12 protein-coding genes and 2 pseudogenes are annotated in these 13,891 nt (G+C 63.4%); 4 read left to right on the forward strand and 10 right to left on the reverse strand.

The window, feature by feature from the left end:
* The first annotated feature begins 108 nt into the window (after positions 1-108).
* On the forward strand, positions 109-1,695 hold the full coding sequence (ggt, locus tag JG739_RS07100) for a gamma-glutamyltransferase (RefSeq protein WP_202365849.1): 1,587 nt from the start codon (positions 109-111) through the stop codon (positions 1,693-1,695).
* Here the strand turns inward: ggt and JG739_RS07105 are convergent.
* The 7 genes and pseudogenes from JG739_RS07105 to JG739_RS07135 all read right to left on the reverse strand — a co-directional run bounded on the left by JG739_RS07105 (position 1,689) and on the right by JG739_RS07135 (position 8,243).
* Positions 1,689-2,492, reverse strand: coding sequence for an ABC transporter ATP-binding protein (locus tag JG739_RS07105; protein WP_202365850.1), 804 nt, complete (start codon positions 2,490-2,492; stop codon positions 1,689-1,691). The two genes, ggt and JG739_RS07105, sit on opposite strands and share 7 nt — an antisense overlap.
* Positions 2,489-3,499 (reverse strand): ABC transporter ATP-binding protein, encoded by a 1,011-nt coding sequence (locus JG739_RS07110; protein WP_274609427.1) that lies wholly within the window; start codon positions 3,497-3,499, stop codon positions 2,489-2,491. The genes JG739_RS07105 and JG739_RS07110 overlap by 4 nt, the downstream gene beginning before the upstream one ends.
* Complete coding sequence (locus JG739_RS07115; protein WP_202365851.1) at positions 3,496-4,326, reverse strand: ABC transporter permease; 831 nt, start codon at positions 4,324-4,326, stop codon at positions 3,496-3,498. Before JG739_RS07115 ends, JG739_RS07110 begins: the two co-directional genes overlap by 4 nt.
* A pseudogene (locus JG739_RS07120) lies at positions 4,323-5,078 on the reverse strand (ABC transporter permease); the annotation flags it as partial. The gene JG739_RS07115 and the pseudogene JG739_RS07120, both read right to left, overlap by 4 nt.
* 39 nt (positions 5,079-5,117) lie before the next feature.
* Positions 5,118-6,061, reverse strand: a protein-coding gene (locus JG739_RS07125; RefSeq protein ID WP_446720497.1) for an IS630 family transposase whose coding sequence is annotated in 2 segments (ribosomal slippage) — positions 5,118-5,725 and positions 5,725-6,061 — 945 coding nt in all. Because the reading frame shifts where the segments join, the coding sequence is not laid out codon by codon here.
* 88 nt (positions 6,062-6,149) lie between these two features.
* Positions 6,150-6,356, reverse strand: a pseudogene (locus JG739_RS07130) (ABC transporter permease); the annotation flags it as partial.
* Positions 6,357-6,632: 276 nt separating this feature from the next.
* Entirely contained in the window at positions 6,633-8,243 is a 1,611-nt protein-coding gene (locus JG739_RS07135; protein ID WP_202365852.1) for an ABC transporter substrate-binding protein, read from the reverse strand.
* A 275-nt stretch (positions 8,244-8,518) separates the two neighbouring features.
* Between JG739_RS07135 and JG739_RS07140 the strand changes: the two genes are divergently transcribed.
* Positions 8,519-9,709, forward strand: a complete 1,191-nt coding sequence (locus JG739_RS07140; protein ID WP_202365853.1) for a M24 family metallopeptidase — start codon at positions 8,519-8,521, stop codon at positions 9,707-9,709.
* A 139-nt stretch (positions 9,710-9,848) separates the two neighbouring features.
* The gene (locus JG739_RS07145) at positions 9,849-10,166 is read left to right on the forward strand and encodes a hypothetical protein (RefSeq protein WP_202365854.1); all 318 of its coding nucleotides are present in this window, start codon (positions 9,849-9,851) and stop codon (positions 10,164-10,166) included.
* 20 nt (positions 10,167-10,186) lie between these two features.
* On the opposite strand, the gene JG739_RS07150 is transcribed toward JG739_RS07145, so the two are convergent.
* From JG739_RS07150 to JG739_RS07160, 3 genes are read right to left on the reverse strand one after another with little or no spacing between them, the layout of a single operon-like run.
* Positions 10,187-10,606, reverse strand: coding sequence for a cupin domain-containing protein (locus JG739_RS07150; RefSeq protein ID WP_202365855.1), 420 nt, complete (start codon positions 10,604-10,606; stop codon positions 10,187-10,189).
* A 4-nt stretch (positions 10,607-10,610) separates the two neighbouring features.
* On the reverse strand, positions 10,611-11,537 hold the full coding sequence (locus tag JG739_RS07155) for a phosphoenolpyruvate hydrolase family protein (protein WP_446720540.1): 927 nt from the start codon (positions 11,535-11,537) through the stop codon (positions 10,611-10,613).
* A gap of 11 nt (positions 11,538-11,548) precedes the next feature.
* Entirely contained in the window at positions 11,549-12,745 is a 1,197-nt protein-coding gene (locus JG739_RS07160; protein WP_202365856.1) for a Tm-1-like ATP-binding domain-containing protein, read from the reverse strand.
* A 114-nt stretch (positions 12,746-12,859) separates the two neighbouring features.
* Here JG739_RS07160 and JG739_RS07165 point away from each other — a divergent pair, with 114 nt between their 5' ends.
* Positions 12,860-13,543 (forward strand): TetR/AcrR family transcriptional regulator, encoded by a 684-nt coding sequence (locus JG739_RS07165; protein ID WP_202365857.1) that lies wholly within the window; start codon positions 12,860-12,862, stop codon positions 13,541-13,543.
* The last annotated feature ends 348 nt before the right edge of the window (positions 13,544-13,891 follow it).

A 13,891-nucleotide genomic window follows, 5' to 3' on the forward strand; every position in this document is an offset into this window, starting at 1 on the left:
TCTGCAATTTCCCAGGGTTGGGCGCTGTGATCGTGCTGCTTTCGGTGGCGCAGCCCTTTCGCCGCCGTTGCCAGTTCACATCTTGTTGGTCAGGGGCTATTGGACTGCATGCGTGATTTCCAACTCCCCGGGCGCTCGCCGGTTCGTGCGACGGAAGCGATGGCCGCGACATCGCACCCTCTGGCGACGCTGGCGGCAATCGAGATGCTGCGGTCCGGCGGCAACGCGATGGACGCAGCCGTGTGCGCGGCGGCGGTGCAGGCGGTGGTCGAGCCGCAATCGACCGGTATCGGCGGCGACTGTTTCGTCCTCTACTGTCCCAACGGCCAAGGCGAGGTTCTGGCCTTCAACGGCTCCGGCCGCGCACCGGCAGCAGCAGAGGCTGAGTGGTATCTGGACAAGGGGCATGACCAACTGCCTGAATCCGGTCCGCACTCGGTCACCGTGCCGGGCTCCGTCGACGCCTGGTGCCGGCTGCTCGATGATCATGGCAGAAAGGGCATCGACGCCGCGCTCGCACCGGCCATACGTTACGCCGAACAGGGTTATGTCGTCCAAGACCGCGTCGCCTTCGACTGGGCTGAAAGTGCCGCCTTGCTGGCCGCCGACGAACATGCGGCGCGGATATTTCTGCCGGATGGAAAGGCGCCGCAGGCCGGCGAGCTGCACCGGCAGCCGCAACTGGCCGAGACCTTGCGCATCGTCTCGCGCCGTGGCCGCGCCGGCTTCTATGATGGCGAGGTCGCCGACGACATGGTGTCACGTCTGCGCGCGCTTGGCGGGCTGCATGCGCTCGAGGATTTTTCGGCGACGAAGGGCGACTATGTCAGGCCGGTCGGCACATCCTACCGGGGCTACGACATCCATCAGATGCCGCCGAACAACCAAGGGCTGACGGCACTGATCATGCTGAATGTGCTGTCAGGCTTTTCGCTCGGCTCGCTGGACCCAAACGGCGCCGAGCGCTTTCATCTCGAGATCGAGGCGGGGCGGCTTGCCTATCAGGACCGCGACGATTTCATCGGCGACCAGAACCGGGTCCATGTTCCCGTGCAGCAGTTGTTGTCCAGCTCCCATGCGGACCGGCTTCGCGCCGAGATCGATCCGGCGCGCGCAATGACCCATCTGCCTCGCCTGGAGCTTCAGCCGAGCGATACCGTCTACATCTCGGTGGTCGACCGCGACCGTAATGCGGTCAGCTTCATCAACTCGACCTTTGGTTCGTTCGGCAGCGGGGTGGTCGGCCCCAAGACCGGCGTCGTCCTGCAGAATCGCGGCAGCAGCTTCCGCCTGGCGGCGGACCATCCAAACCGCATCGCACCGGGAAAACGTCCGATGCATACCATCATGCCGGGCATGGTGACAGCCAAGGGCAGGGCAGTCATGCCGTTTGGCGTGATGGGCGGCGGCTACCAGCCGTTCGGCCATGTCCACCTTCTCACCAACATGATCGATTTCGCCATGGACCCGCAGGAGGCGCTGGATGCGCCACGTGTGTTTTACCGCCAGAACACTGTGGAGACCGAGCGTGGCGTTCCGGCCGAGGCGATCGCTGGCCTGCGCGAGCGCGGCCATGACGTGTCCATCCCAACCGACCCGCATGGCGGCGGCCAGCTGGTGCTGATCGACTGGGACAAGGGCACGCTTACCGGCGCGTCCGATCCACGCAAGGATGGTTGCGCGCTGGGTTACTGACGGTCGGCTGCGCCCTGCGTGCCGGTCCTGTTCAGTTTTGGCGCTGCCGCCACCAGCGCCTTGCCGATCGCCGACTGCGGGGCACCGATGACCGCGCGGGCGTTGCCACTTTCGGCGACCCGGCCGGCATCGAGAATGACGACGCGATGGGCGATGGCGCTGATGACGCCGAGATCATGCGAAATGAACAGGTAGGCGATCCGTTGCTCGCGTTGCAGATCGAGCAGCAATTGCAGGATCTGCCGGCGAACCGATACGTCGAGCGCGGACACCGCCTCGTCGAGGACGATCAGCGACGGTTTTGTGGCGATGGCTCGCGCAATCGCGATGCGCTGGCGCTGGCCGCCCGAGATCTCGTGGATGGCGCGGGCGGCGAGATCAGCGCTCAGGCCGACGCGCTCGAGCAGAGCGGCGATGCGCCGCGGGCGTTCTGATCGGGCCGCGATGCCATGGATGCGCAAAGGATCGTCAAGCACGCGCGCGACGCTGGCGCGCGGATTGAAGGCGGCGAGCGGGTCCTGGAAGACCATTTGCAAACGCGCGCGCCGTGCGCGCAACGCAGTACCGTTCAGGGACAGGAAATCGCCGCCTTCGAACTCGATACGGCCGGCGTCCGGTTCGATCAGCCGCAGCAGCAGCCTGGCGATCGTCGACTTGCCGCTGCCGGAAGGGCCGGCCAGCGCCAGCGTCTCGCCGGCCTCGATGTGAAAGGAGACATCATCGACGGCGGCGATCGTCTTGCCGCCGCGCCGATATCGTTTGGTCAGGCCGGAAACGGCCAGCAATGGACTGCTCACCGCGACGCTCCCGACTGCCGCAGCAGCGGTTCGGCGTCGAGGCCGAGATGGGCATCGAGCAGCGCTCTTGTGTAGGCGTGGCGCGGGCTGGCGACGATCTGCGCCGTCGCGCCGAGTTCGACCAGCTCGCCGTGCCGGAACACGGCGATGCGCTCGGCCAGCTCGGTGGCCAGCGCGATGTCGTGGCTGACGAACAGCAGCGTCATACCGTCCTCGGCCACCAATTGCCGGATCAGCGCGACGATCTCGGCCTGCACGATGGTGTCGAGCGCGCTGGTCGCCTCATCGGCGATCAGCAGTTTCGGACCGGCCGCGATCGCCGCGGCAATCGCCACGCGCTGCTTCTGGCCGCCGGAAAGCTGGTGCGGATAAGCGTGCAAGGCGGCGTCCGGGTCGGGCAGGCGGACGCGTTCGAGCAGGGTTTTTGCCCTGGCATAGGATTGCGACCAGGTAAGGCCGAGATGTGTGTGCGCGACTTCCGCGATCTGCTCGCCAACCGCCATGACCGGATCGAGGCTGGCCGACGGGTCCTGGAAGACGAAGCCGATGTCGCGGCCGCCGAGGGGGGAGTGGGTGGGTGTAACGGCAGATATTTGAACGTTGCGTTCCATGAGGCCCCCCTCTGTCCTGCCGGACATCTCCCCCTCAAGGGGGGAGATTGGCAGTTTCGCTGTTGGGTCCCCTCCTGCAACCTTGGAGATTGGCGAAGGCGGAGATGAGAGCGCAATCTCCCCCCTTGAGGGGGAGATGTCCGGCAGGACAGAGGGGGGTGCCTTGGCACCAAAGGAGGGCAAAAACCACTCGATCGAGCCTCCAACGTTGGAAGATCCCGGCAGCAGTCCGGCAACGGCCAGCGCCAGCGTGCTCTTGCCCGAGCCGCTCTCGCCAATGATGGCGAGGCGCTCGCCGGCGGCGACATCGAAGCTGACATGGTTCAGCGCCGCCATCTCGCTGCCGTCACGGCGATAGGCCACCGTCAAATCGCGGATCGAAAGCAGCGCCGTCACGACAGGCTCCTTCTCACCGCAGCCGTTTCGACGACGCCTTCGCCGGCGAGGTAGACGCCGAGTACGGTCAGCACGAGCGCTACGCCGGGAATGATCGACAGGAAGGGCGCGGTGCGCAGCACGGCGCGACCTTCGGCGATCATGCCGCCCCAGGTCACGCGATTAGGGTCGCCAAGGCCGAGGAACGAAAGTGCCGCTTCGGTGAGGATCGCGGCGGCGACGATCACCGACGACAATGCCAGCACCGGCGGCAATGCGTTGGGCAGCACTTCGCGCAAGGCGATCTCCAACGGATGCATGCCGATGACGCGGGCGCCGGCGACAAAATCGCGCTCGCGGATCGACAGCACTTCGGCGCGGGCAACACGCGCCGGCCCGGTCCAGGCGCCGAGCGCGACCGCCGCAACGACGACGCCGAGCGACGGCCCGACTACACTGACGAAAGCCAGCGCCAGCAGAAAGCTCGGCACGGTCTGGAAGGCGTCGGTGATGCGCATCAGCACCTCGTCGACGAGACCGCCGGCAAAGCCGGCCAGCGTGCCGACTACAGCGCCGAAGGCAAGGGCTGCGGCTGCCGCCGCCAGCCCGACCGCCAGCGAGGTACGGGCGCCGTGGAGAAGCGCGGCCAGCACGTCGCGGCCGAGCCGGTCGGTCCCGAGCGGCAGCGACCAGTCCTGAAAGGGCGGCAGCAATGCCGGCCCGGCAATCGCCTGCGGGTCGCCGGGAAAGAACAGCGGCGCTGTCAGCGCCATGGCCAACAGCGCTACCAGAATGATCGCGCCGGCGACCGCTTCCGGCGTGCGAAGAAAGCGGCGAAGCGGGCTCACGCGCTGGCCTCGCTGGCGCCGACGCGCGGATCGAGGAAGGCATAGGCGATGTCGACAAGAAGATTGATGACGATGACCAGAACGGCGCTGACCAGGATGATGCCGAGCAGCAGCGGCGTGTCGCGCGCGGCCACCGCTTCCTGCGCCAGCCGGCCAAGGCCGGGCACCGAAAACACGCTTTCGATGACGACGCTGCCGCCGAGCATCTGCGCTGATTGCAGGCCGAGCATGGTGACCAGCGGCAACAGCGCGTTGCGGGCGACGTGGGCGAGCACGATCCGGCGGCGGGAGAGCCCTTTGGCGCGGGTGGCGAGGACAAAATCCTGCCGCCAGATCTCGGCCATGCCGGCGCGCATCATGCGCAGATAGAGTGCCAGATAGATGAAGCCGAGTGCCGACACCGGCAGCACGAGATGGCGGGTGATATCCACCCCGCGGTCAAGGCCGGTCTTGCCCGACGCGATGCTCTCGATGCCGCCGATCGGCAACCAGCGCAGGTCGACGGCAAAGACGATGATCAGCACCAGCCCGAGCCAGAAGCCGGGAATGGCATAGAGCGCCAACGAGCCGATCGACAGCAAGCGGTCGCGAAAGCTGCCGGGTCTGGCGCCGGCATAGATGCCGAGTGCCGAGCCGAGCCCGAAGGAGAGCGCGGTGGCGCTGCCCATCAACAGCAGTGTGTTGGGCAGGCGTTCGAGGATCACGTCGCGGATCGGCCGTGAGAAGGTGACCGACTGGCCGAGATCGATATGCAGCAGCGCCCAGAGGTAGTTCGCTAGAGCGGGATGAGATTACCTGCGGTCATAGCCTGAGTTTGCGAAGTAATTTGAGCACTCGAGCGGTGTGACGCGGTTGAGAATCTGGCCGATGGCGTTGCAGACCGTTTCAACGGTGCGCTTTGCGGCCTTTCGCAGCCAGTGCTTGAGCTTGGCGAAGAGCTGTTCGATCGGATTGAGGTCAGGCGAGTATTTCGGCAGGAAGAAGAGCCTCGCGCCGGCCTTTCGGATGGCGCGACGCACGGCCTTGCCTTTGTGGCTGCCGAGATTGTCCATCACAACGATGTCGCCCGGCTGGAGAGTGGGCACGAGAACCTTCTCGACATAGAGGAGGAACCTCTCGCCGTTGATCGGCCCGTCGATGAGCCAGGGCGCTTCGACGCGATCATGACGCAGCGCAGCCAGAAAGGTCATTGTCTTCCAGTGGCCATTGGGAACTTTGGCCTTGATCCGCTGTCCGACCGGTGCCCAACCCCTGAGCGGGGCCATGTTGGTCTTGGTCCAGGTCTCGTCGATGAACACCAGGCGGGCGGGGTCGATCCGGTCCTGATACAGAACCCATTGCCTCCGTCGGCGCGCAACATCGGGACGATCTTGCTCGGCGGCGATCAGCGTCTTTTTTTGTGAGACAGCTTCTCGGCGTGCACGAACTCCCACACCGAGCGGTAGTCAACCTTCAGGCCACGCTCGCCAAGTTCGGCCACAAGCCCGCGCAAGGTGAAGTCCTTCTCCCGGCAGCGCTCGACAAGCCAGTCGCGCCACGCTCCCGATATCTTCTTCGGCTTGTAGCCGCCCACTTGGCGGGGCGCCACGCTCCCCGTCTGTTCCACCCGCTTCAGCCACTCGATCGCCGCGCTGTAGCTGACGCCAAATCGAGCAGCCGCCGCGCGCCGCGAAAGCCCTTCAACCTTGACCGCCGCAACAACCCGTTCGCGCAGGTCCATTGAATATCCAACCATCAATGCTGGCCTCCTGCCCAGCAGCAAGGTTGAATCAGATCATCGCTGATTTGGGAATCCCACGACTCCCATAAATCTCATCCCGCTCTAGCCGCGTCAGCGCCGACTGGTCGAGGCCCCAGCGATGGCGTAGCAGTTCGATCATGCCGGCGTCGCCGCCGGTCGAGGCGATATAGGCGTCGACCGCGTCGCCGGGGGCGGCTTCCAACAAAAGGAAGCTGCCGATTACGACAATCAGCAGCACGAAGACGCTGCCGACGAGGCGACGGCGAAGGAGGAGAAGCGCGCGGGTCATGGCGGCGCCGGCTGCTTGGGGCTGAGCCGAGAAATGCCCCGTCCAGGCACCCCCCTCTGTCCTGCCGGACATCTCCCCCGCAAGGGGGGAGATCGGATGTCATCAGCGATTTCGCCAATCGTCAACGCAGCGGGCAAGCGAGCCAAGGTTGCGGCCAGCCAATCTCCCCCCCTGCGGGGGAGATGTCCGGCAGGACAGAGGGGGGTGTGAAGGAACTCGGCATTTGACCAAGTTTCCACACAGACTTCGCTGCGAATTTTCATCCGCGCGATAGTGTCACGATTCCAAATAGGTGTCCGCCCAGTTCGATACCGCCCAGCGTGGGTTGTTGGCGACATTCCTCACCGTGTCTCTGGCAACGCTGATAAAACTCCATTCGGCGACATTGATCAGCGGCAGGTCGGCTGCGACCTTTTTCTGGAACTCCCTGTAAAGTTCCGTCCGCGCGGCGGGGTCGAGCGTCTCCGACGCCTTGGCGATGAGGGCGTCGAGCTCGTCGTTCTTGTAGCCGCCCTGGTTGGAGAACGGCACCCCGTCCGGGATGCCGCTCTGCACCAGGATGGTGGTCGAGATAGCCGGGTCGCCGCGGAACACCGGCGGCCCGACCGCAAGGTCGAAGGTGTGGTCGGTGTAAACGGCCTTGATATGCGCGGCCGAGTCGTTGTTGACCAGTTGGGCGTCGATGCCGATGGCGGCGAGCGCCTGGCGCAGATAGTCGCCGAACTGCCTGGTTTCGTTGAAATAGGGCGCCGGCAGCAGTTTTAACGAAAAGCGCTTGCCGTCGTCACCCTTGCTGTAGCCGGCTTCGTCGAGCAGGGCGTTGGCCTTGGCCACGTCGAAGGCATAGGTCGGTACATCGGCCGTATAGAACTGCGGATCGTTTTTCGGCACCGGGCCGGTGGCGGTGGCGGCGTAGCCGAGGAACACCGTCTTGACGACGAAATCCTTGTCGATGGCGTGGGCGATCGCCTGGCGCACCTTGAAGTCGGCCAGTTCCTTGCGGCGATGGTTGATCTCGACGACGAGCTGATAAGTCAGCGCCTCATAACCCTTGGTGATCACCTTGAGGCCAGGCACTTTTGAGATGCGGTCGAGATCGGCCAGCGGCACCGCGGAAAAGGCGGCGAGCTGGATCTCTTCGGCCTCGAGCGCGCTTGCCGCCGAGGTGCGGTCGGGCAGCACCTGATAGATGATCTCGTCGAGGTAAGGCTGGTCCTTGCCCCAATAGTCGCCATTCTTCTCCAGCCGGTAATATTCGCCTGGCTTGTGTTCGGCGAATTTGAACGGGCCGGTGCCGACAGGCGCATTGTTGGCCGGGTTCTCTTCGATCTTGCCTGTCTCGTAGACGTGCTTCGGCACCACGCTGCTCAGCGCCGGCAAGGCGTTGCGGATCAGTTGGAACGGTGTCGGCCTGGCGAATTTGAACACCGCCGTCAGCTCGTCCGGCGTGTCGACCGCCTCCAGATCCTTGAACACGGTGCGGCCGAGGTTCTGCAGCGGCTTCCAGATCTGCAGCGCCGAGAAGGCGACGTCGGCGGAGGTAAAGGGTTTGCCGTCATGCCATTTGACGCCCTCGCGCAATTTGAACGTCACTGACAAGCCGTCGGCGGCGCCCTCCCAGCTTGTCGCCAGGCGCGGGTCGAGCCCGTCCTTGCCGTCAAAGGACGCCTCGGCCAAAGGTTCCACGATCTTGCTCGAAATGAAGAAGACGCCGTTGGACGCGACGATCGCCGGATTGAGGTTGCGCGGCTCGGAATCGGCGGCGACGACCAGCCGTCCGCCTTGCTTCGGCGTCTGTGCCCAGCCGATCGTCGGCAGCGCCGTCGAAGCCAGCAGCAGTGCCGAACCGGCAAGCACGGTGCGTCTGGAAACTTTGACTTCTGACATGATCGAACTCCGTCCCGCTCAGCCACCCGGCCGGGTGGCCAATACCCTCGGACGCCGGACGGCATCCTTGCAAGGGTGATTATGAGCCTTGCCGAGGGTTTCGCCAGAGACGGATTTGGCGCATCCTCATGTGGCTTTGAAAATATCGTCCGCTGGACCAGTTACAGAAAGCGGTTCAAGCCCACCTTATCTGGTAGGACCAGACTTATCTGTAAGACCAGACTGGAGACTGCCGCGATCTGATCGTGCGGCCAAAGAATTCAGGGAGAGAGAAGATGAACGTCGTTCCGGGTCAGAATGCCGTCAGCACCATCCCGTTCGACCACGCCAGGGTCGACCGGCTGATGGAGGAAGCCGGCATCGATGTGCTGCTCGCCACCTCCAAGCACAACACGCAATATCTGCTTGGCGGCTACAAGTTCATCTTCTTCGCTGCCATGGATGCGATCGGCCACAGCCGCTATCTGCCTGTTGTCGTCTACGAGAAGGGCGGACCGGACCACGCCGCCTATATCGGCAACCGCATGGAGGGCGCCGAGCACCAGAACAACCCGTTCTGGACGCCGACCTTCCACGCCGCCAGCTGGGGCACGCTCGACGCCGCCAATCTCTCCGTCGAACACCTGACGAAAATCGGCAAGGGCGGCGCCCGCATCGGCATCGAGCCGGCTTTCCTGCCGTCGGATGCCTACACGCTGATCCGCAACGCGCTGCCGGATGCAAGGCTCGTCGATGCGACTGATATGCTGGAGCGGATGCGGGCGATCAAGACGGATGCGGAGCTGGAGAAGCTGCGCATCGCTTCTGAACTGATCACCGATTCCATGCTGGCAACCATTGCCTGGGCGCGCGAAGGCACGACCAAGACCGAGATCATCGAGCAGCTGCGGCGCGAGGAGACCAATCGCGGTGCGCATTTCGAATATTGCCTGCTGACGCTCGGCGCCAGCCACAACCGCGCCGGCTCGCCGCAGGCGTGGAAGAAGGGCGAGGTGATGTCGATCGATTCCGGCGGCAATTATCACGGCTATATCGGCGACCTCTGCCGCATGGGCATTCTCGGTGAGCCGGATGCCGAACTCGAGGATCTGTTGGCCGAAGTCGAGGCGGTGCAGCAGGCCGCCTTTTCCAAGGTACGCTCCGGCACGCTGGGTGGCGAGATGATTTCCTACGCGGAAGGCGTGCTGAAGAGATCCATAGTCGCGCCCTATACCGATTTCTTTGCCCACGGCATGGGACTGATCACCCATGAGGCGCCGTTCCTGATGACCAATCATCCGGTGACTTATGAGGGCACTTATGCCGAAAAGCCGCTGGAGAAAAATATGGTGCTCTCGGTCGAGACGACGATGCTCCACCCGACGCGCGGCTTCATCAAGCTCGAGGATACGGTGGCGGTGACCGAAACCGGCTACGTCATGTTCGGTGATCGGGGCAGGGGTTGGAATAGAGGTGATATCCGATAGAGCTGAAATTTCAATAATCAAAATATATGTAGCGCGCTTATGTTTGCGGATATTTGAAAATTAACAAAACTGCTATTGAAATGGACGCTCACCGTCTTATATGCTATCTTCGATAGTGTAGACTTAAGGAGAAACGATATTGAGCCAGGATTACGCCCGTGAGAAATTTGTGACCGCCACGTCTACCCTCGTAGGGAATGGAGATATCAGAACGCGGTTGCTCGGCGCCTATATGTCCTTTCATCCGATCAAGGAAAGCGATTTTCGCACCTCGGAACTTTCTAAAGGATACAAGGAGATCATGGGCCGTCTCACGAAAGTGACGCCTAAAGATTCGGACGAGGGTCGCGTTCCGGCAACCGTGAAGCAACTCTCTGATGACGAAGCCGGTGAGATTGCAGAACTAATTTGGAACCTGACGTATAGTCTTTTGACTGCTCCTCGGGTCGATAGATAGCAGATCAAGGTCGGCTTGGATCACTTCCCACCCGGCGGCAGCAGCCTGAAATCCGGCAGGTCGCGCAACGCCAGTTCCGGCCCGGCCGGCGAATAGACGACGAAAAGCTGCATCGGCGCATCGCCGGTGTTCAGCGTCGAGTGGAAGCGGCTTTCCGGCACATAGATGGTGCAGCCGGGGCCGACCTTCTCAACGACCGGATTGCCGTCCTCGTCCTCGACCATCTGCTCGCCATTGCCTGATATGACGAAGATGATCTCTTCCGCGCCGGGATGGTTGTGGCGCGTGTGCCCCTTGCCGGACGGAAGGTCGACGACGCCGCCGGAAAAGCGCTCAGCACCATTCACTTCGGGCGCCACCGTCAGCGAGAGCTTGCCCCAGCCGAAGCCGAAGGCGCTGACATCCTTCGGATACACGAACACCTTGCTCTTGTCGGTCATCGTCCTATCCCTTCTTTTTCTTTGCGGTCGTTCTGGCACCGCTTTTTTTTGTTTGCGCATCGGATTTTCCCAAATCCGGTTCCCACTTTTGGGCCCGATGCTCCAGCGTGACCGCCTTGAAATCCGCGGTCTGCCTGGCGATCGCCGCTTCCGCCGGCAGCCGCTCCATCGAGCTTGCCCCGTAGAAGCCGTGCAGGCCCTTGCAGCGTTCGAGGATGTAGCGGGCATCGTCCGGCATCGAGATCGGCCCGCCATGGCAAAGCAGGATCACATCCTTGCGCACGGCACGCGCCGCTTCAGCGATGGCGTCGATCTCCGTCACGCAGTCGTCGAGCGATTTGGCCGACGTCGCGCCAATCGAGCCGCCGGTGGTCACCCCCATATGAGCGACGACGATGTCGGCGCCGGCGTTGGTCATGGCGCGCGCCTCATCGGGGTTGAAGACATAAGGCGTGGTCAGCAGATCGAGTTCGTGTGCCGCGGCGATCATGTCGACTTCGAGCCCGAAGCCCATGCCGGTTTCTTCGAAACTCTGCCGCATCTGGCCGTCGAACAGGCCGATGGTCGGAAAGTTCTGCACGCCGGAAAAACCCATCGTCTTCAGCTCGGCCAGCAGGAGCGGCATGATGACGAAGGGATCGGTGCCGTTGACGCCGGCCAGCACCGGCGTCTTCTTCACCACCGGCAGCACCTCACAGGCCATTTCCTTGACGATCTCATTGGCGTTGCCATAGGCGAGCAGGCCGGCAGCCGAGCCGCGGCCGGCCATGCGGTAGCGGCCGGAATTGTAGATGATGATCAGGTCGATGCCGCCGGCCTCCTCGGCCTTGGCCGACAGCCCGGTGCCGGCGCCGCCGCCGACGATCGGCACGCCGCCGGCAATCATCTTGCGGAACTTTTCCAGGATCTTCTTGCGCGGTATGGCGGGCATGGCTTCGTCTCTCACTGTCTGGCGATGTCGAGAAAAGCCGCAACCGCAGCCTTGGCGAATTCGGGATCGTTGATGTGCAGCGGCAGGCGGATCACACGACGCGTGCTATCCGGCATGATCGTGCGCTCGATGGCCTCGAAGAGTGCTGCATCGGCCTCAGGGTCGAAGAAGGCGCCGCCTTCGATGTCGAGCGCCGAGATGCCCTTTTCGGGGATGAGGAACCGGACCGGACCCTCGCAGAGGCTCAGTCTTGCGCCGATCCATTCGCCGATCTTGCGGCTTTCGTCAGGTATCGTGCGCATCAGTGTCACGTTCGGATTGTGCTCGTAGAACAGCCGCTCGCTAAAACGTTCCGGAATGGTCGATGGCGCCCAGAAATTCACCATGTCGAGCGCGCCGACCGAGCCGACATAGGGCAGTTTCGTGCGGGCGATCGCGCCGAAACGGTCTTCGATTGCCGGCAGAACGCCGCCAAACAGGAGGTCGCAGACTTCTGTCGTCGTGATGTCGATGACGCCGGACAGCAAGCCGCTGTCGGCCAGCTTCTCCATGGTGCGGCCGCCGGTGCCGGTGGCATGGAAGACCATGCAGTCATAGGTCGAACGAAGCTCGTCCGCGATGGAAGTCACGCATGGCGTGGTGACGCCGAACATGGTGAGCCCGATCGACGGTTTGCCGTCGGGCGGCGGCGCCGGGTTCGCAGCCATGGCTGATATGGCCTGGGCGGCGTTGTGCAGCACGACGCGAGACAGCCGGTTCAAGCCGGCCATGTCGGTTACCGACGGCATCATGATGATGTCGGAGACATCGACATAAGGCGCGGTGTCGCCCGAGGCGAGCGTCGAGACCATGATCTTGGGAAGGCCGAGCGGCAGCGCGCGCATGCCTGATGTGATGATCGAAGTGCCGCCACCGCCGCCGATGCCGATCATGCCGGATATGTCGGTGCGCGATTGGACAAACCGGGTGAAGGCGATGGCCATAGCCGCCACCGCGGTGCCGCGGTCGTCGCTGCCGAGCACGGCACTGCTGCCATCGGGATGATGGCCGGCGACCTCTTCGGCCGAGACATCGACCGGCACGGTCGCATTACGCGTTCCGACATCGACGCGGGCGACAGCAGCACCGGTGACGGCGACCGCATCGGCAAGAAAGGCGAGTTCCTCACCCTTGGTGTCGGCGGTGCCCACCACATAGACGCGCTTCATTGCGTTTCCCCGGTTCGAGGCGCACTCGGCGTTGCTGCCGGCCGCTCTTTTGCCCGGCCGTTCGTCAGATCGAAAGGCCATTGCAATTTTTTGAGACGTGCGTATCATATTGACATGAATGTCTCACGTCAACCAGCGGCAACGACCGACGATGCGGGTTCTGGAGCGGCGCGCGGGCCGCGCGCCCGCACAAGGCGGTTGATGCTGGAGACGGCGACAAGGCTGATGCAGGCGGGCGCCACGCCCTCGGTCAGCGAGGTCGCCGAAGCGGCGGAAGTCTCCCGCGCCACCGCCTATCGGTATTTTCCAAGCCAGGCGGCGCTTGTGCAGGCGGTGGTCGACGAAGGGCTTGGGCCGATCCTCACCTGGAAGTCAGCATCGGCTGATCCAGAGCGCCGCGTCGTCGAACTGTTCGACACGGCCATGCCACGCATCGAAGCCTTCGAGGCGACGTTCAAGGCGGCGCTGAAGCTGTCGCTCGACCAGTGGGCGCGGCGGCAGGCCGGCACGCTGGACGGCGAGCCGGCCTTCACCCGCGGCCATCGCATCGATCTGCTCAAGGACGCGATCGCACCGCTCAAGCACCGGCTGCCGCCACGCGAATTCAAGCGCCTGGCACAGGCCCTGTCGCTGATCTTCGGCGTCGAAGTGCTGATCGTGCTGAAGGATATATGGGGGCTGGACAGCCGCAAGATGATGTCGGTAGCGCAATGGGCAGCCGGCGCCCTGGTGCGAGCTGCGGTGATGGAATCGATGAGTGGAGGAGGCAGAAGCGCGCCGGCGACAGCTGCGGAATAGCATCGATCTGGTTCGACCAGATGGGGATGCCCACTACCGACAATAGTCGGCGTGCCGTAGCGCGAGGAATGGCCTTGCGTATCAACGAGTAGGAAAATTTAAGAAAAACAGACAGATGTTGCTGGAATCTGCTTGTCTGAGGCCCTGCCATCGTCCAAGAAAGAGCTTGACGTGCGTCCGAAATTGGTAATACCAGATCAGGACGATATAGCGGTCGAAAGTGAGGGTTGCGATCCGTTTCCGGCTGGGCGAGGAGGCTCAAAAACCGGAACGGCGCCATCACGGAAGAACTACCAGGGTCGGCCTCGCCGCCGGCTCGGATGATACGGTAGAATGCGCACAAGGGAG

The sequence above is a fragment of the Mesorhizobium sp. L-2-11 genome (assembly GCF_016756595.1).
Lineage (GTDB): Bacteria > Pseudomonadota > Alphaproteobacteria > Rhizobiales > Rhizobiaceae > Mesorhizobium.

What these genes read in the sequence shown, in the direction of transcription:
- ggt (WP_202365849.1), top strand. Translation starts at nt 109, where the DNA reads ATGCGTGATTTCCAACTCCCCGGGCGCTCGCCGGTTCGTGCGACGGAA.
- JG739_RS07135 (WP_202365852.1), bottom strand. Translation starts at nt 8,243, where the DNA reads ATGTCAGAAGTCAAAGTTTCCAGACGCACCGTGCTTGCCGGTTCGGCA.
- JG739_RS07140 (WP_202365853.1), top strand. Translation starts at nt 8,519, where the DNA reads ATGAACGTCGTTCCGGGTCAGAATGCCGTCAGCACCATCCCGTTCGAC.
- JG739_RS07150 (WP_202365855.1), bottom strand. Translation starts at nt 10,606, where the DNA reads ATGACCGACAAGAGCAAGGTGTTCGTGTATCCGAAGGATGTCAGCGCC.
- JG739_RS07155 (WP_446720540.1), bottom strand. Translation starts at nt 11,537, where the DNA reads ATGCCCGCCATACCGCGCAAGAAGATCCTGGAAAAGTTCCGCAAGATG.
- JG739_RS07160 (WP_202365856.1), bottom strand. Translation starts at nt 12,745, where the DNA reads ATGAAGCGCGTCTATGTGGTGGGCACCGCCGACACCAAGGGTGAGGAA.
- JG739_RS07165 (WP_202365857.1), top strand. Translation starts at nt 12,860, where the DNA reads ATGAATGTCTCACGTCAACCAGCGGCAACGACCGACGATGCGGGTTCT.